This is a genomic window from Enterococcus cecorum DSM 20682 = ATCC 43198 (assembly GCF_000407565.1).
Taxonomy (GTDB): Bacteria; Bacillota; Bacilli; order Lactobacillales; family Enterococcaceae; genus Enterococcus_E; species Enterococcus_E cecorum.
In genome coordinates, this window is the sequence record NZ_ASWI01000004.1 from 135,597 (window position 1) to 158,845 (window position 23,249).

23 protein-coding genes are annotated in these 23,249 nt (G+C 36.6%); 14 read left to right on the top strand and 9 right to left on the bottom strand.

Translation table 11 applies throughout. The annotated features are described in order from the left end of the window. Positions 1-31 precede the first annotated feature (31 nt). Positions 32-358 (bottom strand): hypothetical protein, encoded by a 327-nt coding sequence (locus tag I567_RS06560; RefSeq protein WP_016251464.1) that lies wholly within the window; start codon positions 356-358, stop codon positions 32-34. A 174-nt stretch (positions 359-532) separates the two neighbouring features. Here I567_RS06560 and pepA point away from each other — a divergent pair, with 174 nt between their 5' ends. The 5 genes from pepA (at position 533) to ytpR (ending at position 3,737) form a co-directional block, all read left to right on the top strand. Beyond that, positions 533-1,609 carry a glutamyl aminopeptidase gene (gene pepA, locus I567_RS06565; RefSeq protein ID WP_016251465.1) on the top strand — a complete coding sequence of 359 codons (1,077 nt, stop codon included), beginning with the start codon at positions 533-535 and terminating at the stop codon, positions 1,607-1,609. Between the two features lie 13 nt (positions 1,610-1,622). Then, positions 1,623-1,934 carry a thioredoxin family protein gene (locus tag I567_RS06570; protein ID WP_016251466.1) on the top strand — a complete coding sequence of 104 codons (312 nt, stop codon included), beginning with the start codon at positions 1,623-1,625 and terminating at the stop codon, positions 1,932-1,934. Between the two features lie 22 nt (positions 1,935-1,956). Continuing rightward, on the top strand, positions 1,957-2,400 hold the full coding sequence (locus tag I567_RS06575; protein ID WP_016251467.1) for a universal stress protein: 444 nt from the start codon (positions 1,957-1,959) through the stop codon (positions 2,398-2,400). Between the two features lie 41 nt (positions 2,401-2,441). Beyond that, entirely contained in the window at positions 2,442-3,047 is a 606-nt protein-coding gene (locus tag I567_RS06580) for a CadD family cadmium resistance transporter (protein ID WP_026209944.1), read from the top strand. 78 nt (positions 3,048-3,125) lie between these two features. Then, positions 3,126-3,737, top strand: coding sequence for a YtpR family tRNA-binding protein (ytpR, locus tag I567_RS06585; protein ID WP_016251469.1), 612 nt, complete (start codon positions 3,126-3,128; stop codon positions 3,735-3,737). A gap of 73 nt (positions 3,738-3,810) precedes the next feature. Here ytpR and I567_RS12775 read toward each other — a convergent pair whose 3' ends face one another. From I567_RS12775 to I567_RS12420, 3 genes are all read right to left on the bottom strand, one after another. After that, the gene (locus tag I567_RS12775; protein ID WP_016251470.1) at positions 3,811-3,981 is read right to left on the bottom strand and encodes a hypothetical protein; all 171 of its coding nucleotides are present in this window, start codon (positions 3,979-3,981) and stop codon (positions 3,811-3,813) included. 2 nt (positions 3,982-3,983) lie between these two features. Continuing rightward, on the bottom strand, positions 3,984-5,201 hold the full coding sequence (locus I567_RS06590) for an MFS transporter (protein WP_026209945.1): 1,218 nt from the start codon (positions 5,199-5,201) through the stop codon (positions 3,984-3,986). A 67-nt stretch (positions 5,202-5,268) separates the two neighbouring features. Further along, positions 5,269-6,689, bottom strand: a protein-coding gene (locus tag I567_RS12420) for an IS3 family transposase (protein ID WP_111736131.1) whose coding sequence is annotated in 2 segments (ribosomal slippage) — positions 5,269-6,122 and positions 6,122-6,689 — 1,422 coding nt in all. Because the reading frame shifts where the segments join, the coding sequence is not laid out codon by codon here. 432 nt (positions 6,690-7,121) lie between these two features. Between I567_RS12420 and I567_RS06605 the strand changes: the two genes are divergently transcribed. Further along, the gene (locus I567_RS06605) at positions 7,122-7,778 is read left to right on the top strand and encodes a Crp/Fnr family transcriptional regulator (RefSeq protein WP_016251473.1); all 657 of its coding nucleotides are present in this window, start codon (positions 7,122-7,124) and stop codon (positions 7,776-7,778) included. Between the two features lie 240 nt (positions 7,779-8,018). Here the strand turns inward: I567_RS06605 and I567_RS06610 are convergent, their stop codons facing one another. Continuing rightward, positions 8,019-9,266: a S1C family serine protease gene (locus I567_RS06610; RefSeq protein WP_016251474.1), complete on the bottom strand. Its 1,248-nt coding sequence runs from the start codon at positions 9,264-9,266 to the stop codon at positions 8,019-8,021. A 456-nt stretch (positions 9,267-9,722) separates the two neighbouring features. Between I567_RS06610 and rlmH the strand changes: the two genes are divergently transcribed. The 5 genes from rlmH (at position 9,723) to I567_RS06635 (ending at position 14,113) form a co-directional block, all read left to right on the top strand. Next, entirely contained in the window at positions 9,723-10,202 is a 480-nt protein-coding gene (gene rlmH / locus I567_RS06615; protein WP_016251475.1) for a 23S rRNA (pseudouridine(1915)-N(3))-methyltransferase RlmH, read from the top strand. Positions 10,203-10,209: 7 nt separating this feature from the next. Further along, positions 10,210-10,908, top strand: a complete 699-nt coding sequence (locus tag I567_RS06620; RefSeq protein WP_016251476.1) for a beta/alpha barrel domain-containing protein — start codon at positions 10,210-10,212, stop codon at positions 10,906-10,908. 147 nt (positions 10,909-11,055) lie between these two features. After that, positions 11,056-12,234, top strand: a complete 1,179-nt coding sequence (locus I567_RS06625) for a MalY/PatB family protein (RefSeq protein WP_016251477.1) — start codon at positions 11,056-11,058, stop codon at positions 12,232-12,234. Positions 12,235-12,260: 26 nt separating this feature from the next. Beyond that, complete coding sequence (locus I567_RS06630; protein ID WP_016251478.1) at positions 12,261-13,361, top strand: aminotransferase class I/II-fold pyridoxal phosphate-dependent enzyme; 1,101 nt, start codon at positions 12,261-12,263, stop codon at positions 13,359-13,361. 2 nt (positions 13,362-13,363) lie between these two features. Further along, entirely contained in the window at positions 13,364-14,113 is a 750-nt protein-coding gene (locus tag I567_RS06635) for an NADPH-dependent oxidoreductase (RefSeq protein ID WP_016251479.1), read from the top strand. A 353-nt stretch (positions 14,114-14,466) separates the two neighbouring features. On the opposite strand, the gene I567_RS06640 is transcribed toward I567_RS06635, so the two are convergent. The 4 genes from I567_RS06640 to I567_RS06655 all read right to left on the bottom strand — a co-directional run bounded on the left by I567_RS06640 (position 14,467) and on the right by I567_RS06655 (position 18,534). Beyond that, complete coding sequence (locus tag I567_RS06640; RefSeq protein ID WP_016251480.1) at positions 14,467-15,453, bottom strand: polyprenyl synthetase family protein; 987 nt, start codon at positions 15,451-15,453, stop codon at positions 14,467-14,469. Then, on the bottom strand, positions 15,454-16,035 hold the full coding sequence (locus tag I567_RS06645) for a Gx transporter family protein (RefSeq protein ID WP_016251481.1): 582 nt from the start codon (positions 16,033-16,035) through the stop codon (positions 15,454-15,456). Positions 16,036-16,047: 12 nt separating this feature from the next. After that, entirely contained in the window at positions 16,048-16,467 is a 420-nt protein-coding gene (locus I567_RS06650; RefSeq protein ID WP_016251482.1) for a NusG domain II-containing protein, read from the bottom strand. 120 nt (positions 16,468-16,587) lie between these two features. After that, positions 16,588-18,534 (bottom strand): NAD(P)/FAD-dependent oxidoreductase, encoded by a 1,947-nt coding sequence (locus I567_RS06655; protein ID WP_016251483.1) that lies wholly within the window; start codon positions 18,532-18,534, stop codon positions 16,588-16,590. Between the two features lie 384 nt (positions 18,535-18,918). Here I567_RS06655 and I567_RS06660 point away from each other — a divergent pair, with 384 nt between their 5' ends. The 3 genes from I567_RS06660 to I567_RS06670 all read left to right on the top strand — a co-directional run bounded on the left by I567_RS06660 (position 18,919) and on the right by I567_RS06670 (position 23,241). Next, complete coding sequence (locus I567_RS06660; protein WP_016250616.1) at positions 18,919-20,769, top strand: IS1634 family transposase; 1,851 nt, start codon at positions 18,919-18,921, stop codon at positions 20,767-20,769. A gap of 286 nt (positions 20,770-21,055) precedes the next feature. Beyond that, the gene (gene pplA / locus I567_RS06665; RefSeq protein WP_016251484.1) at positions 21,056-21,991 is read left to right on the top strand and encodes an extracellular electron transfer flavoprotein PplA; all 936 of its coding nucleotides are present in this window, start codon (positions 21,056-21,058) and stop codon (positions 21,989-21,991) included. A 218-nt stretch (positions 21,992-22,209) separates the two neighbouring features. Further along, positions 22,210-23,241: an FAD:protein FMN transferase gene (locus I567_RS06670; protein ID WP_370684658.1), complete on the top strand. Its 1,032-nt coding sequence runs from the start codon at positions 22,210-22,212 to the stop codon at positions 23,239-23,241. Positions 23,242-23,249 lie beyond the last annotated feature (8 nt).

Here is a 23,249-nt window from a genome sequence, read left to right on the forward strand (position 1 = left end):
TCCAAGTGATTCAGACTTAGATTGGCTATTTTTAAATGCGATTTAATTCCAAGATAGCTCCTGTTTTGGCATCCGCAAGAAATTCATAGGTCACGAGTTGGTCATCTTCATAACGTGTGATGCCTCCAGGGTAGCCTTGAGTTTTAACCGCAAATTTTTGATAAGGTTGCATGGTATGTTCAATCCAACTACCTTCAATTGGTCCTTCTAGTAAAAAGGCATCTTTAATTTTCTCTAAAATATGGTCGGCCTGAAGAAGTTTATCTTTTTTCGTGAAACTAGCTGAGACAAAACCGCTTAATAAACCAACGCCAATACCGATAGCTAGACCATTTCTAAATTGTGACTGGATACTCAATAGCATTCACCTGTTTTTCTAATTTTTTCTATTATTATAGCAAAATTTCATGAAAATTCCTAGTTAAGAAAGAAAGCCTAAAATATTCAAGAAGCGATTGTCGTAAGTATTTGGCGAATGGAAATGAAAAAGGTATAATAAGTGTGATATTACTTTAGAAGGGTGAGAGTTGTAGTGAACGAAAAAACATTTCAACGGATTAAAGAATTAACAGAATTAACCGGTACAAGTGGTTTTGAAGGGGATATTCGGGCTTATATGCGTGAAAAAATGACGCCTTTAGTAGATGAGATTGACCAAGATCGTCTAGGTGGTATTTTTGGGATTCGTCATGCGCAAAGTGAAGAGGCCCCAAGAGTTATGATTGCGGCTCATATGGATGAAGTAGGTTTTATGGTGACACAAATTACGGATCGTGGATTATTTAAGGTTTCACCACTAGGAGGCTGGAATCCTTATGTCGTTTCTGCACAGCGTTTTGTCTTAAAAACAGCAAAAGGCAACTATCCATGTATTTCTTCCTCTATTCCACCACATTTATTACGTGGCAAGGGCGCTCAAGCAAATGTACAAGTGACGGATATCTTATTTGATGCCGGTTTTGAATCTAAAGAAGAAGCTTTGAGTTTTGGTGTATTACCAGGTGATACCATTGTGCCTGATGTACAAACGATTATGACGGCCAATCAAAAAAATATTATTTCAAAAGCTTGGGATAATCGTTTTGGCTGTACTTTAGTTTTAGAAGCCTTAGAAGCTTTACAAAATGAATCACTAGGGCATACATTGATTGCCGGTGCGAATGTCCAAGAAGAAGTTGGCTTGCGTGGGGCTAGTGCATCTGTGACAAAATTCAAACCAGATTTATTCTTTGCTTTGGATTGTTCAGCAGCAGATGATTTAGTCACTAAAAACGGTACTTTCGGTCATTTAGGAGAAGGCACCCTTTTACGTATTTTAGATCCAGGTCATATTTTATTGCCTAGATTTAGAGAATATTTATTAGACACAGCAAGTACGCACCATATTCCTTATCAATATTTTGTTTCAGGTGGTGGTACCGATGCAGGAGCTGCGCATAAAGCCAATGAAGGTATTCCATCAACTACAATTGGGGTCGTTGCACGTTATATCCATACGCATCAAACCATGTTTAGCATTAAAGACTTTGAAGCGGCTCGTGAATTCTTAATCCAAGTTTTACGAGGCTTAGATCGTTCAACAGTCGATACAATTTTATTTGATAAATAAGGTGGGAAAATAGATGATTATTCCAAAAAGTTTAGAAGAATTAGCAACTTATGTGGAAAAGGGCAAAAACGTCTTTTTCTTTACAGCAGATTGGTGCGGAGATTGTCGTTTTATTAAACCAGCCATGCCTGAAATTGAAGCCGACTTTCCAGCATATCAATTTATTCAAGTTGATCGTGATGAATTTATTGATGTGGCAAGTAAATGGAATATTTTTGGCATTCCTAGTTTTGTCGTGATTGAAGATGGCAAAGAATTAGGTCGTCTGGTTAATAAAAATCGCAAAACCAAAGCAGAAATTGAGGACTTTTTAGCTAATCTATAATGGTTGAAAGTAGGGATGGCAGGTGCAAGAATATCGCTGTATCTTAGTTGGGATTGATGGATCGCCGCAAGCATTTCGGGCCTTTGAAAAAGCAGTATCCATAGCCAAAAGAAATGAAGCCTTGTTGTTAGCTGTGCATGTGATTGATCAACAGCTACCTAAAATGTTAGAATTTGCGCCATTAAATGAAGATATTCTAGCTAAAGAAGAGGCTCAAGCGATGAATTTATTGCGTAAATGTGAAGATTATGCGCATTTTCATCATTTTGCACCTGTTAAATCTCTTGTTTATCGTGGCTCGCCACGCTTGATATTGGCCCATCAACTAGTTGAAACTTATCAGGTAGATTTAATCGTTGTTGGTCAATCTGGCTTGCACGCACTTGAAAAGTTAATGTTAGGTAGTGTTGCTAGCTATCTTGTGCGTGAGGCGAGTTGTGACTGTTTAGTTGTCCCATTTGAATAAAATAACGGGACATGTCATTACTTAATGAAATGTAGGTGGAAATTTTGTCTTTTGTGTTTACCTCTAGTGTCTTGTATTGGTCGACTGCGTTAGATTTGTTAGTCATCTTGATGCTGATTAATAATCGCTATTCAAGTAAAACGCAGGCTCAAAAAATTGCTGCAGGCCAATTCATTGGTTCAAATGGTCTAATTGCTGTCAGTTTATTTTTAGCTTTTGTGCTGCATTTTGTCCCTCAACAATGGATCTTAGGCTTTTTAGGCTTGATTCCACTGGGCTTTGGGTTGAAATATTTATTCTTTGGCGATGATGACGAAGAAAAAGTCGAAGCAACCTTAACAACGCGCAAAGATAAAAATTTATTATGGACGGTTGCTTTGATTGCCTTTGCTTCTTGTGGGGCGGATAATATTGGTTTATTTACGCCTTACTTTTTAACCCTATCGACAGCTAAATTAATTTGGACTTTAGTTATTTTTGAATTAAATATTATCCTTTTGATTATTTTAGGAAAAGCATTCGCCCAATTATCTTTTGTGAGTGAATTTTTAGAACATTTTGGTCGCTGGGTAATGGCGGCAGTTTATATTGGCCTTGGTATCATGATTATCATTGAATCAGGTACGTGGTCACATTTTTTTGGCTAGGTGGAAGTTGTGTCTTTACGCCTAGCTTTTTCTTTGATAAGATAGCCTATGTGTATGAAAAGTAAAGGAGAAAAGAGAATGATTTTTGCTTATAATAAAGCGCATGTCGGTGACTGTTTGATGGTTATCTGCGCAAATGATAAAAATATGGAACAAACGGTAGAAAGAAAAGGCAATGTCGCCCAAATTAAAACAGTGGATGGCACCATTGTGGGTTATAATTTCTTTGAAGTTTCTACTTATTTACCCTTAACAGCTCAAGGTCAAGTGAAATTAACACAAGAGCAAGTGGACGTATTAAATGAAGAATTACAAAAATCTGGCTTTGAAGAAAGATTGACTTATGATGCTAGTCCAAAATTTATGGTTGGATTTGTGAAAGAATGCGTACCACATCCTGATAGTGATCATTTATCTATTACGCAAATTGATTTTGATGGCAAACACGAAAGCCTACAAATTGTTTGTGGTGCACCTAATATTCGCAAAAACTTAAAAGTCGTAGTGGCTCTACCAGGTGCGATGATGCCAGATGGAATGATGATTTGGCCAGGCGAATTACGTGGTGAAAAGAGCTTTGGTATGATTTGTTCAGCCCGCGAACTTCAATTACCAAATGCCCCAATGAAACGTGGGATTTTAGAATTAGGACCAGATGCAGTTGTTGGTTCAGAATTTGTATTAGCATAATCACAAAAAAGAAGTGGCCCGATACTTTGGACCACTTCTTTTTTTCTGAGCGAGCTGCCTCACAACCTTATCCTTATCCGATGATATTGTCGTTTTGGATGGCTCTTCTAATGGCGCTTAGGTAGTTTTCTTCTTCGGATTGGCGTTGTTCTTCACGGTCAGCTAAGTTTTCTAAGCGTTCGTTGGTTTCATCTAGTTTTCTAAGTAATTGGACGATTAATGTTTGTAAATCATTGTTATTCATAATTAAGCACCTTTACTTTCTGTTGTGATTTCGATGATTTTATTGTCAGCATATTTTGGTCTGTAGAATAATTTATAAAGGACGGCACAAACGATTGGTAAAAGACCTGAAACAAAGTATAGTTGTGGGAAATTCAAGAATTGATGAAGTTCACCTAAAATATAAGGTCCTACGCCAAGTCCTAAATCTAAGCCGATAAAGTAAGTTGATAAAGCAATTCCAATATGATGGCCATCACAAGTTTTAAGACATACAGCTTGGCCATTTGACATGAATGTGCCATAGCCTAGGCCGACTAATGCACCAGAGAATAGTAATAACCAGCTAGAGTTTGTAATACTTAGTGAAAATAAGCCAAGTGTTAAGAATAAGTAGCTAGGATACATGACATAATTTTCACCTTTTGCATCAAAAATACGACCGGTCATTGGACGAGTTGCAGTAATCACTAAAGCATAGACAACAAAGAAAAATGAACTTGCGGCAACTAAATGGATTTCCTTAGCATAAGAAGAAAGGAAAGATAAGACACAAGAATAAGCAACCCCCATAATAAAGGCGATTCCTGAAATAAATCCAACTTTCTTTTCAAGGAAGGTATTTAGTTTCCAAGATTCAAGCATTTCGCGATGTTCTTTGGTAATCTGAATGTTTTTAACAGGAAAGACAAAACAAGCAATCGAAGTAAGTAAAATAAGGACAATTGAGAAAATAATAATAAAGTAAAAGCTTGTATTGTTTAGTAAAATCATTCCGATAAATGGACCAATGGCAGCGGCTAAACTCGTACTTAAACCATAGTAGTTAATCCCTTCACCATGTTTTGATTCTGGGATATAAGCTGTAACAATCGCATTCGTAGCTGTTGAAACGGTGCCATAACCAAAACCATTTAATAAACGTACTAGGTATAAAATTTGAATGCTTGGAATATAAAGGTAAGCAATCGTCGTTAATAAATAAAATAGTGCGCCATAACGTAAGACAGCTTTACGACCAATTAGTTCTAGTTTTTTACCCATAAATAGTCGCGCCAATAAAGTTCCGATGATATAAATACCAGAAGCAAGTCCGGCTTGACCTAGAGTTGCTTGTAATTGGTCTTGGGCAATTACGGCGATAATCACCATTAATAGGTAATACACCAGATACACGACGAAGTTAATCAGGGTAATACTGATGAAACCTTTGTTAAATAGTTTGTCTACTGAATTTTCCACGAGATTTCTGAGGTGACCCCCAAAAGTTAGACTTTTTTACGAGACGACTCCGGTCGTCTCGTTTTCATTATGCAGCTAAAAGATGGAGCCTATATTGAACAGGACTCATCCATCCTAACTTTTCTTTTATTCGTTGTTCATTATAATACTTTATAAATCGTTCTATTTCCATTTTTAATTCCTCATAGCTATAGTAAATAACGCCATAGTATATCTCTTGCTTAAGCAGACCGAAGAAATTCTCCATTACGGAATTATCTAGACAGTTGCCCTTTCGAGACATGCTTTGAAATATTCGTTCTTCTTTTAGCCTGTGAGAGTATGCCTTCATCTGGTATGCCCAACCCTGGTCAGAATGGAATGTTCGTCTATAAGGGCAGTCTGAAGTGATTTCAATGGCTTTATCCAAGGCATTCATTACATTCTTTGCTGAAGGTTTCTTATCGATGCTGTAACTTAGTATTTCTCCATTACACATATCCATAAATGGATCTAAATACAGCTTATGCATTGTCATATGTCCTTTGACATCAACTTCATAATACTTAAATTCAGTCGTATCCGTTGTGATTTTTTGATGGGGTATGTGCGTATTAAAGCGTCTGCGAATTCTGTTGGGTGCAATGGTACCAATCCTGCCCTTATAGGAACTATATTTCCTACTTTTGCGTGTGTAGGATGTCACCTGCAAGCCAAGTTTTTGAACTATTCGCTGAACCTTCTTTTTGTTGATGAGATATCCCTGATTATGAAGCTCTCCATGTATTCTACGATATCCGTAATCCTTATTATTCTTACGGATTTCTTGGATTTTTTCTTCAAGTTCTTTGTCAGGATTTTCTCTATCAAATCGTTTTTGCCAATACATATATGTTGCTTTAGGCATGCCTGTATAAGAGAGAAGGTCTTTTAGTTTGAATTCTCGTCGGAGACTGTTGATGACGAGTGCCGTTCTCTCATTTTTTCCTCGTCCTCTAAACGCAGCCTCCTCAGTTCTTTTAAAAAGGCATTCTCAATTCTCAATTTAAGAAGTTCATCTTCTAGCTCTTTTACATGTTCTGCACTTGTATCAACAGAAGATTCTTCAACTGGTTTGTTTTGTGTATTGCCATTAGTTGTATTCAATGTTTTCTTTCGTCCCTTCTTGCGTGGTCTTAGGGCATCAGGACCAGCTGCACGAAAGCGACTCACCCAATTTGTGATCATACTTGGATTAGTAATTCCTTCTTGCAGAGCTAAATCTTGATATGAGATTTCACTTGATAAATATAACTCTACTATAGAAAGCTTCTTTTCAAAAGAATAAAAATCTTTTTTTCTAGAACGTTTTAATCCTTCATCACCAAATGCTTTGTAATTATCCACCCATAGTTTAACTTTATTAGCAGATGGAATGCCGAACTTATTTGCAAGATAAGTATAACCACTTTCGCCATTAAGATAAGCATTTACAACTTGCTTTTTAAACTCAAAAGAATATTTGGACATAAAAATACCGACCTCCAATTGTTAGATTTTATGGTCTAACTTTTGGGGGTCGGTACATTCTCATGCTCCTTTTTTCATTTTTTTGAAAATAGATTGTGAATAAATAATCATTCTATTTTCATTTTTTTAAAGTGAAAAAGTCCCGAGATGCGTTTGAATATTAGATGTTTCATGTAAAAAGAAATTGATAGAAGGTCATAAAAATCAAGGGAAAAACGCACCTCAGTGGGATTATCAATCACTTGTGAGCCTACTATACACGCATTTGATAAACAAAAAATGCGACTTTGCTATAAAAAATTGTAAAAAACATTTAAATTTCACAAAGAATATATACAAATGTTGTTGAGTTTTGCGGTATAATTAGTTTAATAAAGAATGAACGTTTTTCTGAAAGTGAATGAAAAAGTGAATTGAGTGGGGGAGTTTTTGATGGATGACCAAATATTGCAAAAGTATTTAAACAAGGGAAATTTTCCTGTTGTAGTAAAGGAAAAGAAAAAGTATTTAATGTATGAAGGCATTCAGGATCGCTATGTTTATATTTTAAAAGATGGAATCATTAAAACCTCCGTCATTTCTAGAGATGGTCGCGAGTTTAATTTACGCTATATTACAGGGCTAGAAATCGTATCACTGTTGAAAGATGAGTATTCACAGTTTATTGATTCACCGTTTAATATTCGGATTGAATCGGAAAAGGCAGAATTATATCAAATTGACCGGGTACAGTTTTGGAAAGATGTTAATGAGAGTGAAGAATTACAGCTTTATGTGAAGGATTATTATCGAGTACGTCTGCTTTATGCGATGAAAAAATTGCAACAAATGCTGATGAATGGTAAATTTGGCGCAGTTTGCACGCAATTATATGATTTATATGAAAGCTTTGGTGTGGACACTTCTGAAGGGATTTTAATTGATTTTGTGGTCACCAATGAAGAAATTGCGCATTTTTGTGGCATTGCTTCAGCTAGCAGTGTCAACCGTATGATGCAGCAGTTGAAAGATTCGGGTGCCATTGAGATGCGCAAACGAAAAATATTAATTAAAGACCTTGAAGCAATAAAAGAGAATATTATTTTCTAAAAAAATCGGAAATAGCCACTTGATTGGGCCATTTCCGATTTTGTATTTTGTTTAAGATTCCCTTTCAACTCTAGCCGCTTGTAGCTGATCGACCCTTCTCACAACCTTATTAGACGGTGTAAATCGACTAGCTACTTCGGCGTATAAGCCACCCCATCTGGGAAAGTCTTTACTTTTAGGACTTTCCCGATGTGTTGGACAATCTTATCCGCTCGTAGCTGACCAAGTCGATTTACAACCTTATTCATTAATTGATTGGTCGACGGTAAGGTGTACGGTGGTTGTCTTTTTGTCATTGCCACGATAGTAAGTCACTTTAATGCTGTCACCGACTTGTTTTTTATAAAGCGCGGCTCTTAATGCAGTGCCATCATTGACCTTTTCACCATCAATTTCAGTAATGACATCATATTGTTTCAAGCCAGCTTTTTCTGCAGGCGTTGCGCTATTGACTTGAGCAAGCACGACACCTTCATTTAATGAGGCAGGTACTTTTAAGATGTTTGTTTTTTGTTGATCAGATAAAGCATTCAAATCAACCGTTCTAACCCCTAAAGCAGGACGAGTTACTTTCCCACTTTGTTCTAGTTGATTAATAATATTGACGACATCATTACTTGGAATTGCAAAGCCCATACCTTCAACACTTACACCAGAGCTTGAGGTTGAAGTGGTAGCAATTTTACTTGAGTTAATTCCGATAACTTGACCGGCGATATTAATTAATGGACCACCAGAGTTACCAGGGTTAATCGCTGCATCAGTTTGGATAGCATTGATATTGACTTCTTGACCGGAATCATTTTCACTCACGACTTGACGATTTAAAGAGGAAATAATTCCTTCAGTCACTGAGTTGGCATAATCAGTTCCTAATGGTGATCCGATGGCGATGGCAGGTTCACCAACTTTTAGACTATCTGAATCTCCAAAAGTAGCAACCGTTGAAACTTTATCGCTAGCAATCTTGATTACCGCTAAGTCAGTATAGCTGTCCGTACCAACTAATTCAGCATCGACTTTGGTACCGTCTGCTAGTAAGACTTGTAATGCATTTTGACCTTCAACCACGTGATTATTTGTCACGATATAAGCATGTTTACCTTCTTTTTTATAAATGACACCACTACCTTCACTGGCTGTTTCCAAAGTACCGCTATTTTGACTGCTACTATTTCCTTGTTGGGCACCAAAGAAATCTTCTAAACTGCCCGTGCCTTGTGCGTTTTGATTTTGTAAATTAATGATTGAAACGACTGCACCTTGTACTTTAGAGACCGCTTTTGTTACGTCGCTTTCTACATTATATTTCACATTTTTAACTTTAGTTGCTGTTTGTGCACTTTGAATACCTGTTGAGCTAGTCGTATGATTCATTCCAGTGACTGCATACAAGCCGCCAAAAGCAAGGGCACCACCAATTACACCGCTACAAATGCCGATACCAAATCTTTTCATAATTGTATTTGAATTTTTTCTTCTACTCATAAATTTTTTCCTCCTCTGACTTAAGTTGTTCTGTCTCCCAACATTAAGTATGTTTCATTTATTTACGTTTTTATGTATTCCTTATTTACAATCCTATCTTAGCGCGAAGTTATGAAAAAAATATGAAGAGGATTGGGTAAAAAGTTTGTAAATTTTTGAAGAATTTTCTTAATGTTCATTTTACTGTATTCACAATTTGTGGACAAGGTTTGAGGATAAAAAATTTGAAGTTATCCACAACGCTGTGGAAAATGTGAAAAAGATAGATAAAACAGATGTTCGTTCTAAAAAGGGGGTGATTTAAGTATTTATTGTCACAATGGTGTGGATAATTCTGTGCATAATGTGGATAAAACTGTGGGAAAATAGTGGATAACTTTTTGGATATTCTGATTAGTCAAAAAGAATAAAAATAGTTATAATAGTTTTGAATAGATTAAATGAAAGGATTATGTAATGAATATCAAAATTATTGGTGTCGGTAAATTAAAGGAGAAGTATTTAGTGCAGGCGATGCAAGAATATCTCAAACGTCTACAAGCCTATGCAAAAGTGGAAGTCATTGAGCTAGCGGATGAAAAAGCGCCGGAAAATTTAAGCGAAACGCAAATGATGCAAATTAAAGATAAAGAAGGCGAACGAATCTTAGCTAAAATTAAAGATCAAGAATATGTGATTGCTTTAGCGATAGAAGGAAAAAATCCAAGTAGTGAAGCTTTTGCCCAAAAAATCGAAAATCTAGGTATTCAAGGGAAAAGTCAACTTGTCTTTGTCATAGGAGGTTCACTTGGATTGTCGCCAGCCGTGATGCAACGAAGCAATGCGCAGATTTCTTTTGGTAAGATGACTTTTCCTCATCAATTAATGCGGGTCATGCTGACAGAACAAATCTATCGCGCCTTTCGTATTATTCATAACCAACCCTATCATAAATGAGGTGAAAATGTTGACAAATAGAGAAGACAAACAAGCCAAACAAATGCCTGAATTATTTTCTGAATTGCGTCAAAGTGTGGTGCATTTACCTAAAGTTATTCGCAATGCTTCAGGAATTAGTATCTACGGCAAACGCATCAAGAGTATTATTTACACGATGGACGTAGCTTTGATTGCGAATAATAATGCGGATGCGATTTTAGCTGTCTATCCATGGACGCCCAATACTAGAATTTTATCCGCTATCTCTCAAGTAGCCCAGGTACCTATTTTCGCAGGAATTGGTGGAGGCCTAACTTCGGGTAAACGCTCAGCTAGATTAGGAACTTTTGCGGAAGAACATGGCGCTTATGGTGTGGTACTAAATGGGCCGACCTCAGTTGAAACCATTGAAGCCGTTAATGATACAGTGGATATCCCAATTATTTATACTGTGGTTAACGATAAAAGAGATTTGGGTAAATTAATCGAAGCAGGTGTGGATATCTTTAATGTAGCTGGTGGTAAAGATACCGCAAAACTAGTACGCTGGATTCGTGAAAGCTACCCTACTTTTCCAATTATGGCATCTGGCGGTAAGACAGACGAGCAAATTATGGAAACAATCAATGCGGGGGCCAATGCGATTACCTTTACTGCTTACGGTCAAACGGAAAAATACTTCCAAAGCAAAATGGAAGAATATCGCCAAAAAACGGAAGACTAGTGTTGAAAACCATTCTTTGAGCTTAACTGTAGCTTGAAGAATGGTTTTTTGGTGATAAATATTTTCTATCTAGCCATATCATTGAAAGCCATGAAAAGCTTGAGTATACTAGTATTAATCGATAAATCAAAAGAACGGAGTGAAAAGATGGACCAACAGACATTTATTCATGAATATGCCAGAGAAAGAAAAAATACCAATTCCTTAAAATGGGATGCCCTTGAGGAACGCTTTGGCGATGCGGATTTATTGCCTTTATGGGTAGCGGATATGGAATTTGCGACACCTAAAGCAGTAACGGACGCTTTGACGAAACGAATTGCCCATGGTATTTTTGGTTATTCCGGTGTTGATAAGGAGTATTTTAATACTTATTTAGGCTGGCAAGCACGCCATGAAAATACCCCTTTTAAAGAAGAATGGCTACAATTTTCAACAGGAGTCGTACAAGCAATTTATGATTTAGTCGATTGTTTTACCGAAAAAGGAGAAGCTGTGATGATCCAACGTCCAGTATACTATCCTTTTAGTAATGCCATCAAAGACAAACAACGTAAATTAATCAATAGTCCACTGAAAAATATAGAAGGCCATTATGAAATGGATTTAGCTGATTTTGAGGCCAAAGTAGTTGCGGAAAAAGTGAAATTATTTATTCTATGTTCGCCACATAATCCTGTAGGTCGTGTATGGCGTGAAGAAGAATTAGCGGCTGTATTAACCATTTGTCAAAAACATGGGGTCTTAGTGATTGCCGATGAAATTCATAGTGATTTTATGATGCCTGGACAAACCTTTACTTCAGCTATTTCTGTGAATGAAGGAGCCTTTTTAGATCATCTCATTGTATTAAATGCACCTTCTAAGACCTTTAACTTAGCGAGCCTATTAAATTCACATATCTGGATTCCAAATGAAGCATTACGTAAACAATATCGTGCTTATGCCAAAGTCAATCGCCAAACAGAATCTAGCTTAATTGGCCAAGTGGCAGCCCAAGCAGCGTATGCAAATGGTGATGAATGGTTAGCAACACTGATTGATGTCATTTATCATAATTATCAATATATCAAAACAAATCTTGAAGCAGCCGTGCCAAGTGTAAAAGTAGGCGAGTTACAAGGCACTTATCTATTGTGGATTGATTTATCACAAGCATTAAATGGTCGTACTACTAAAGAAGTGGTTCAAGATCAAGCGAAGTTAGCTGTTGATTTTGGGGATTGGTTTGCCCACGATACCAAAGACTTTATTCGCTTTAATTTAGCAACCACACCCGCAAATATCAAACAAGCGGTAGATCAATTAATCGCAGCATTGAAATAATAAAAAGGACAGGGGTAATCACAACTATGGGAGAAAATATTGAAACATTTTTAGCACAATTAGGTAATCGTGTAGACGAGCAAACTGGAGCTGTCAGTGCACCAATTCATTTATCAACGACTTATTCTCATCCAAAATTCGGGCATAGTACGGGCTTTGATTATACTAGAACCAAAAATCCTACCCGAGCTATTTTAGAAGAAGGACTAGCCAAGTTAGAAGAAGGAGCCCAAGCGATTGTCACTTCATCCGGTATGAGTGCCATTCAATTGGTTTTCCAACTTTTTCCAGCAGGCAGCGCATTTTTAGTTTCGCGTGACCTCTATGGTGGTTCATATCGCTATTTTAAAGAAATTGAACGTCAAGGCATTGCAAAGTTTCTTTATTTTGATACTGAGGAAGAATTAGCAGCGCAAATCACCGAGAATATTAGCGCCGTCTTTATCGAAACACCAACCAATCCGTTAATGCGTGAAGTAAGTATCAAGCGTGTAGCAGAAATTGCTAAGTCAAAAGGAGCATTAACCATTGTTGATAATACCTTTTTAACACCTTTACGTCAAAAGCCATTAACCCAAGGAGCAGATTTAGTCGTACATTCAGCAACTAAATTCTTAGCTGGGCATAATGATATTTTAGCGGGTGTAGTGGTGGCCAAAACGCAAGAACTCGGCGAACGTTTATTATATTTGGCGAATACAACCGGTCCGACTTTAGCTGCCTTTGATTGTTGGTTATTTATCCGCAGTTTGAAAACCTTACCTTTACGCTTTAATCAGCAAGAAAAGAATGCTAAAATAGTTGTTGAAGTTTTGCAAAATCATCCTGCAGTCAAAGAAGTCTTCTATCCAGGTGTGGGTGCAATGGTGAGTTTTAAAATTGCCGATGAAAGCAAAGTCGGTCCATTTTTAGAGCAGCTAAAATTATTTACCTATGCGGAAAGTTTAGGTGGGGTAGAGAGTCTGATTACTTATCCAACGACGCAAACCCATGCCGACATTCCTGAAGCAGAACGTCTTGCTTATGGTTTAACGCCAGACTTATTGCGTTTATCAATTGGTATTGAAGACGCCCACGATTTAGCAGCTGATTTAACACAAGGTTTAAGTATAGTGACGAGGAAGTGATTATGGTGAACCAAACCATTGAACATCAATTGAATCATCGAAGTATCCGTAAATTTAAAGCAGAAAATCTCTCAGATGAACAAATCAAGACTTTATTGGAAGTTGCGCGTCAAACATCGACAAGTAATTTCTTCCAACAATTTAGTGTACTGCATATCACGGATGAGACCAAGCGTGAACAAATTCGTCATATCAGCAAGCAACCGTATGTCGGCTTAAATGGCGAATTATTTATCTTTATTGCGGATTTATATCGTAATCAACAAATTCGCTTGCAAAAAGGGGAAGATGATGGTCGATTGCATTCCACGGATGTCTTTTTCCAAGCGATGCAAGATGCGACTTTAGCGATTCAAAATATGATGAATGCAGTCGAAAGTATGGGGCTTGGTGCAGTACTTTTAGGTAGTATCAATAATCAACCCAAAGAGCTAATTAAAGTGTTGGATTTACCTAAAATGACCTATCCAGTATTAGGGATTCAAGTGGGGATTCCTGATCAAGAACCACAATTAAAGCCAAGATTACCATTAGATAAAATCGTTTTTGAAAATGAATATCCTAAAGACTTTCAATTAAGTGACTTAAAAGAATATGATGAGGTCGTGCAAACTTACTATGATTTACGTAATGCGAACCAAAGAATTGATGCCTTTACCAATCAAATCGCCGGTAGCAAATTGCAAGAAAGCATTATCGGCCGCGATGACATCATGGAAGTCTTACACAGCCAAGGACTATGTTGGAGATAAAAGGATGTGAGAAGGGTCGATCAGCTACAAGCAGCTAAGATTGTCCGGAATGTCAGGAAAATCCATCGTATTTTAAGATTTTCCTAGACAGGCCGGCTTAGATGCGATGTAGCTACCCTTCGAACACAGATTAATAAAAGGTTGTAAATCGACTTGGTCAGCTACGAGCGGATAAGTTCTGTCCACCACGTCGGGAAAGTCCGAAAAGTAAAGACTTTCCCAGACGAGGTGGCTTATACGCCGAAGTAGCTAGTCGATTTACACCGTCAAAAAAGGTTGTAAATCGACTCAATCAGCCACGAGCACAAAAAAGCCAGGCCTTTCACCATACAGAGAGGCCTGGCTTTTTTTACTTAATTTTCACGCATTAAAATAGCCTTAGTTAGACGCGCTAAATTTTCTTTGGTTTGTACTTGATTATCAGGTAGCTTTGCAATACCTTTTAGTGCTTTATTGGTATATTTAGCGGCCAAATCTTGAGCTTTTTGAATGGCGCTTGTTTGATGGACAATATCAAAAACCGCTTGGGCATCTTCATGCGACATAGCTTCTTTTTTGCTTAAATAAGGCAATAATGCTTGTTTATTTTCCTTTAGCGCATAGATTAAAGGCAAGGAATAAACCCCTTGACGCACATCTTCTAAAACAGGTTTGCCAATTCCTTCAGGCGTTTTCGTATAGTCTAAAATATCATCAATAATTTGGAAAGCTAAGCCAATATTTAGCCCAATTTCGCTACATTTTTTACTGAAAGCTTCACTACAACCACTTTCTAAAGCACCAATTCCACAGCTTAGGGCAAAAAGTTCAGCTGTTTTTCCAGAAATATTTTCTAAATAATCATCAATCGTGACATCAATTTGATAGCGATCATTCATTTGACCTAGCTCACCATCAAGAATTTTTTCCATACTGCGCGAATTTAACTGTAAACTACGCATGGATTGGGTATAGTCAGCTAATAATTTAAAACAACTAATCAGAAGGTAATCTCCAGCATAGACAGCAGTCGAATTATCAAATTGTTTGCGAATAGTTGGCAGTTTGCGACGGATATCAGCTTCATCAATAATATCGTCATGGATGAGAGTCGCAGTATGTAGCATTTCGATGGCTGCAGCAAGACAAATGGCTTTTTTACGATCTTGGTCTTCCCCAAATTGTGAAAAAAGTAGTTGATAAGCCGGTCTTAATAGTTTACCGCCAGAATGAATCATATCTAATACTGCTTTTTCGACAGCTTTATTTTTTAATTTCACGGATTGTTCCATCAGTTCAATGGTCTGATTTAATTCAGGAACTAATTGTGGATAATTTTGCCACATGGGATGTAATTTCATCTAAATCAAATCCTTTCCAAGTAATTGACTTGCCCAATTTTGTTGTGTTTGTCGATCGCGCTCCATCTGAAATCTTTGCAAGGTACGCACATGCATAAATAAATAGTTGGCACAGACCCCGATAGCAATCCCTGAAAGAATCCCTAAAAAGGAAAGCACTGGTAGATAGAGCATGACGGTCCAGGATTGTGCAATAAGGGAGGCTGTTACAAGTTGGCCTACATTATGCATAAAACCTCCTGTGGCGCTAATACCAATAATACTGACTCGTTTTGGCCCAAGAGATTTGACCAGCATCATACCGATATAACTGAGCACCGCCCCAGAAAAGCTATATAGAAATGTTGAAACTGTACCACCAAGTAAGGTTGATAAGCAAAGTCTTAAGCTAATCAATGTGATCGTTTCGCGTTTGGATAAGGTAAAAATAGCGATAATCGTAATGAGATTGGCCAGGCCCATTTTCGCTCCTGGTGCAAAACCAAAAGGATAGGGAATCATATTTTCAATGAGTCCAATCACTAAAGCTTGAGCCACAAGTAAAGAGATATAGACCATCGTTTTTAGTTTTGATTGTACCATAAGTAAAAGCAGCTAATAAATGACGCTACCAGATTCACTCCCATCTGAGGACTGGATTTCGATGACTAATTTATGAGGTAAACAGACGATGGTTTCCCCCGGTTTTTTAATCCAGCCACGCTTAACACAGATTTGATCGCCGCAATTGGCTTCTTTCATCCGTATTTGATTACGATTCACTTCAATAATATTATAATCTCCATCCTTATCTTCATAACGATAGGTGTAGTGTTGTCCATTTTCACTTAAATCAAAAGTCTTGACTTGTTTTCCATCTACTTTGACGATGGCTTGATAGGTGACTTTATTGATTTTAGATTGATAGATACTAAAAATGAGAATCGGAATAAAAGAGAGAATCACCAAACTAATAAGGATGATAAAATCCCAACGCTTCATGCGACTCTTTTTGAAAAATGTTTTGAAATCCACAAAATATCTCCTTTAATCATCTGTTTAATAGGCGAACTAAGCATTTAATTCGTCTATTAAACAGAAGGAAAACTGAAACAGCTTGTCTCAGTTTTCCTAAAAAGATTTATCTTTTAGTGCTTAGTATCTTGATTTGACATCGCCATACCACCAGTGCCCTAGTTTACGTTGTAACCAAGGAACTACCCAGTGATCAAGACCAAAGGCACGACCAGAACCGTTCATCAAGGCAATAGCAACTGGAATAAACCAAATATTTACCCAGAAGAACATACCTGATAGACAGAAGGCCACGACTAAGGCTATGGTTGTCGCACTCGCTAACCAAGTGAATAGACCGACGATTAAGGCTAAAGCAATACCAATTTCCACAATTGTCATGAATTTTTGGAAGAATAAAGCAACTTCTTTATTAGGCATCATAAATTTCATGATACTTTCGAACCATTTTGGCATGTGATCTAACACTTGCATTGGTTGTTCGCCGTAAGCATAACTAAATCCAAAGTGAGCAGCTTGAGTCGCAGCTTCACCACCACCGCTTGCAGCAGCGCCACTCGCAGCACTTGTCGCTTCAGCAGCACCAGATCCTCCTGCAGCAGCTGAGGCACCAGTTGTTGCAGCTTGTTCTTGCAGCCATGGGAATGGGAAGACAATGTGATCAGTAAACCATGAACCTTCACCAAACCATGTACTTGGTTGGAATAAATGACCATTATCACCTAAGACTTTCTTCATAGATTCGATTAACCACATGAATCCGTAGAAAATACGTAATGGTACGCTCCATAAAACATTACCATAACGTGATGAATGACCACGCATAATATTTCTTTCATCCTTGATATGGAAGAATTCATGCATGATATATTGGAACATATAATATCCAGAACGAATATCAAAGAAGTATTTCAAGTTCACAACGTGTTTCATAAACATTGCAAAGAAGCCAGATAATTTGATTTTACCAAATAGGTTAGCTACCCCGTAACGAGAACCGATTGAAACCATGAAGCCTTGGTAGTTACTCTTAAATGGGTGTTTTTCGCCACCTTTAATGGATGCGATAACATTTTCTGCCGCACAGTGCGCAGTTTGTTCAGCTGCTTGTACGATTTGAGGTGTTGGTTTACCAGGAGTTTCTTCATAGTAAACTAAGTCCCCGATAATATAGATGTTTTTATCTTCGTAGCCTTTTGCTTGCATGTATTGGTTTGCTACTAAACGGTTGGCACGCGCTTTTTCAATACCGAAGTCAGCTGCATCAGAAGTCGCTTTAACTCCAGCAGTCCAGATTAAAGTATGTGTTGGGATAGTGCTACCATCTTTTAAGACGATATGATCTTTAGCTACTTCAACGATTGGTGACTCAGTTAAGATTTCAACACCATGTTTTTTCATGTAGCGTTCAGCTTTAGCCGCACCACCACGGTCTAACATGTTTAAGATAGTTGGCATTGCTTCAACAACTTTAAGTGTGAAATCATCTTTGCTTAACTTGAAGTCTTTAGCTAAGCGATCACGCCAGTCCATTAATTCACCGACCATTTCAATACCGGTAAAACCAGAACCACAGACTACGAAAGTTAACATTGCTTTACGTTTCTCAGCATCTGGTTCAATAGCAGCTTTTTCAACAATTTCTTCAATGTGTTTTCTGATCTTCAAAGCATCTTCAAATGACCAAAGTGTAAAACCGTTTTCTTTAACACCAGGTGTACCAAAATCGTTTGGTTCGCCACCCATACCGATGATTAAGTAGTCAAATGGATATTCTCCCATTTTTGTTTGAACAACTTTGTTTTCTTTGTCGATACCAGTAACAGTATCTGTCACAATTTCAACATTTTTGTTGTGGCAGAATAAACGTTGTAGGTCGTATTGGATAGCTGTAGGTTCTACACGACCACCAGCCACTTCATGCAATTCAGTCATCATTGTATGGTAAGAATGACGATCGATTAAAGTGATTTGTGTGTCTGTACCTTTTAGCTTTTTAGATAAAAGCTTTGTAGCAGCTACACCAGAATAACCGGCACCTATAACAATTATTTTTTCTTTTGCCATAAGTAAATTCGCTCCTTGAATAATAATAGTATAAATTGATCATTGCATAATCTACTACATTATATAAGAATTTATAAAATTTGTCTAACCTCTGAACTGTTTTTTCACAGATTTTGAATAAGACGATTAGAATTCTGTGAAAAGTAAAAGAATTTAGAAAAATAGCAATGCTAGCGGTTGACAAATTCGATTAATGTTATAGAATAAGAATGTAAACAAACGATTTCACAATTTCGTTTGTGAAAAAAGTAGCGGGAGTTTTACAGTTGAATTGAAATATTTTCGCTCTATGCCTTGGTATAAAGCTATTTTTTTGTCAAATTTTTTCAATTTTACACTCGTACTTTTTCGTACTTTATGGTATAATAGAGTTGGGTGATTACTATGGGAATGCGTTTAAAATCAACAAAATCTAAATATTCAGAGTCGTTTTCAATTATTGATGATTATACTCATCCTGAAACCAATAAACGCTCTACATTTGTTGTGGAGGCTCTAGGTTCTTTAAATTCATTGATGGAAAAATATCAAACTACAGACAGAGAAGTAGTTGTCAATCATTTGAAAGATTATATCGAAGAGCGAAAACAACAACTGAAGGCAGAAAATGGTAAAATGCTTATTGAAGTTGCTCAAAAGGATTTAATAGAAAAAGATGAAACCAGAATTTACAATGTTGGATATTTGTATATCAAGGATATTCTTTGTTCTCTAGGGCTAAAGCGTATATGTCAAGAAATTCAAACTCGATACAAAATACAATTTAATCTTTTTGATATCTTATGTGATTTAGTTTGTACACGTATTATTGAACCTTGTTCAAAACGCGCAACCTTTGAATACAAAAAACGTTTTTTACATCAATCTACTTATCAATTGGAAGATGTGTATCGGGCACTTCATATTTTGTATCAAGAACGATATACGATTGAAAATGCATTATATCAAGGATCTACAAAATTATATCCGCGCAATACTAATGTTTTATACTACGATTGTACAAATTTTTACTTTGAAACAGAAGAACCAGATGAATTTAGATTATATGGTTTTAGCAAAGAACATCGTCCCAATCCAATTGTTCAATATGGGTTGTTTATGGATGGTAATGGGATACCTTTAGCGGACTATGCTTTCGCAGGGAATATGAATGAGCAGCCTACGTTACGCAAATTAGAACAAAAAATTGAAGAAGATTTTCAGTTGAAAAAGTTCATTGTCGTTGCGGATGCTGGATTAAATGGTTGGGAAAATAAAGTGTATAATAACATGAAAAACAATCATGCCTATATTGTGACACAACCTATCAAGAAATTAAAAAAATCACTACAGGAATGGGCTATTGATCCTTCAGGTTGGAGAATTAGCGGCTCTAGAGAGAAATTCAATTTACAGGATATCATGAACGCCGCAGAAAATGCCGAAACTGATTTGAAACATTATAAAATAAATATTGACGGTACGGAACGAAATGTTTATGATTTGATTTTTTACAAAGAAAGATGGGAAAAGACAACAAAAAAATCTGACGTAGCCAAAGATAAATATTCTCTTGAAGAACGTTATATTGTATCGTTCAGCTTTCGTCAGAAAGCTTATCACGAACATATTCGTCAGAAAAAAATTGATCGTGCTCTTAAATTTATTGAAAATCCAAGCAAGTTAGATCGTAAAAATCAAAGACAGCCTAGCTATTATATAAAAACGACCACAACTACTGAGGATGGAGAAATCGCCTCTAACAAGGTCATTCAATTAGATACAGAAAAAATTAAAAATGAAGCAAAGTTAGATGGATTCTACGTAGTGACGACTGATTTAGAAGATAAAAATATCGGTATCATCATTCAAGCTAACCGTCAAAGATGGGAAATCGAAGAAAGTTTTCGAATTATGAAAAGTGAATTTCGAACCAGACCTATGTATGTTAGAAAAGAAGAATCAATCAACGGGCATCTATTAACCTGCTTTATCGCTCTTCTTGTTTATAGAATTCTTGAAAAACATTATTTGTCAGAAAAATATAGTCCAGAGCAAATCATTACAACCTTACGTCAAATGAATATCGTTTATCTTGAAGGTTCAAACTATACTCCTGCTTTTGACCGAACTGATTTAGTTGATGAATTGATGGATATTTTTGGATTCCAAGTGGCTAGAAAGATATTATCGCAAAAATATATAAAAAAATTTTCTAGAGTGGTTAACTCAGAAAAAAGTACGAAAATAGAATAAAGTAAGAAACGCCCCTAAAAGCTTATGTATCAAGCATTAGGGGCGTTTTATAATTAAATAACTGTAAAACTCAGGATTATATAAGAATTTATAAAATTTGTCTAACCTCTGAACTGTTTTTTCACAGATTTTGAATAAGACGATTAGAATTCTGTGAAAAGTAAAAGAATTTAGAAAAATAGCAATGCTAGCGGTTGACAAATTCGATTAATGTTATAGAATAAGAATGTAAACAAACGATTTCACAATTTCGTTTGTGAAAAAAGTAGTAAAGGGGAACTTTGCAATGAAAATGAAGAAAATTTTAACAGGTTTCACAACGCTAGCTTTATCTACCTTATTGTTAGCAGCTTGTGGTGGTAACGACAAGAAAGACACAGCTTCATCTTCAACTGCGTCTTCATCAAGTGTGGCAAAATCATCTAGCTCAAAAGAAGAAGCTAAAGAAACCAAAAAAGTGGCTGGAGCAGATCTTAAAGACGGTACATACAAACTTGAAGAAAAGAACTATGAACATGGTTACCGTACAGTATTTTCTATCACAGTTAAAGATGGCAAAATTACTGAATCTAGCTATGACAGTGTAAATGAAAAAGGCGAATCTAAAACAAAAGACGCTGATTACAATAAAAATATGAAAGCTAAAACTGGCACTGACCCAGAAACTTATATTCCTCAATTAAATAAAGAATTAGTTGAAGGACAAAATGCTAATGTAGCTGTTGTAACTGGAGCCACTAATTCATCAGAAAGCTTTATGAACTATGCACAACAATTAATCCAAGCTGCTCAAGCTGGTAAAACTGATACAATCGAAATCGACAACGGTGCTGCTTTGAAAGACGGTACTTATACTTTAGAAGAAAAGAACTATTCTCATAACTACCGAGTTGTATTCTCAATCACTGTTAAAGATGGTAAATTAACCGAATCTAATTATGATTACATTAATAAAGACGGTAAATCTAAACAAGATGATGAAGAATATAACAAATCAATGCAAGAAAAAACAGGTACAGCTCCTAAGACTTACATTCCTCAATTGAATGAAGAATTAGTAAAAGCGATGAACGGAGAAGACCCTTCAGTGGATAAAGTGGAAGTAGTTACTGGTGCTACTCACAGTTCTGACAGCTTCAAGATTTATGCAGCTCAATTAATCAACGCTGCTCAAAAAGGCGATACTGCTAAAATTGAAGTGGACAACATCGTCACTGAATAATTTTGTTTCATAAGATTACACGAGATGGAACGGTGTTTAATCATCGCTCCATCTTTTTTTATTTAATATAACTAGCTAGAAATATATAACTTTTGTCTTTAATAGAGTTAAATAATAAGTCTCTAAGGAAAAAATTTATTGGCTAAACAAACTTTCTGCGCTATGATAAAAAGGCATAGAAAATGAGTAAGGAGAACTTTATGAAAAATAGAATCATAATGCTAGTGATGGTCTTAGGGACTATCTTGCTTGCGGGCTGTCAAAAACAAGCAGCTGCACCTAAAATCAATGAAACACCTTATTCGGATAATCAATTTTTAATCGGTACATATGTCAATATCCGAATTTATGATGATGGTAAAGAAGATGTATTACCCCTGGCCTTTAAAAAAGTAAAGAGCTTGGGAGATAAAGTGACTGTTAATCAAAAAGGCTCAGAAATTGATGAAGTCAACGCTCAAGCAGGCATTAAACCAGTGAAAGTCACAAGTGATGTCTATCGTTTGGCGAAAAAAGCGTATCAAATCAGTGAAGAATCTCATGGTGGTTTTGATATGGCGATTGGGCCGATTACGCAGTTATGGCATATCGGCTTTCCTGATGCTAGAAAACCAAGTCAGGCAGAAATTGATGCAGCACTCAAATTAGTAGACTACAAAAAAGTCAAGTTAAATGACCAAAAACAAACAATCTACTTGGAAGAAAAAGGCATGGCACTTGATCTTGGTGCGATTGCTAAAGGTTTTATTGCTGATGAAGTCGTGAAATTATTGAAAAAACATGGTGTGACTACAGCGATTGTTGACTTAGGGGGAAATGTCTACGTCTTAGGGAAGAGTCCGCGTGGGAAAGATACCCCTTGGACGGTGGGTATTCAAGATCCTAACCAAGCACGTAATGTGACAGTTGGATCAGTCTTAGCAAGTAATCAAACTTTGGTTACATCCGGTATTTATGAACGTTATCTTGAAGTCGATGGGGTGAAATATCATCATTTATTCAACCCTAAAACTGGCTATCCGTTTGATAATGATATTGCGGGTGTAACGATTATTACGAAATATTCGATTGATGGCGATGGCTTATCTACAGCAGTCTTTTCAATGGGTGTTCAAAAAGGCTTGAAATTTGTGAATAAGCAAAAAGGAGTCGAAGCGATTTTCGTCACTAAAGATGATAAAATCTATTTAAGTAAAGGTGTGCCATCCTTTGAGCTAAATAAGGAATCCGGCTATACAATGGCTAAATAAATAGAATC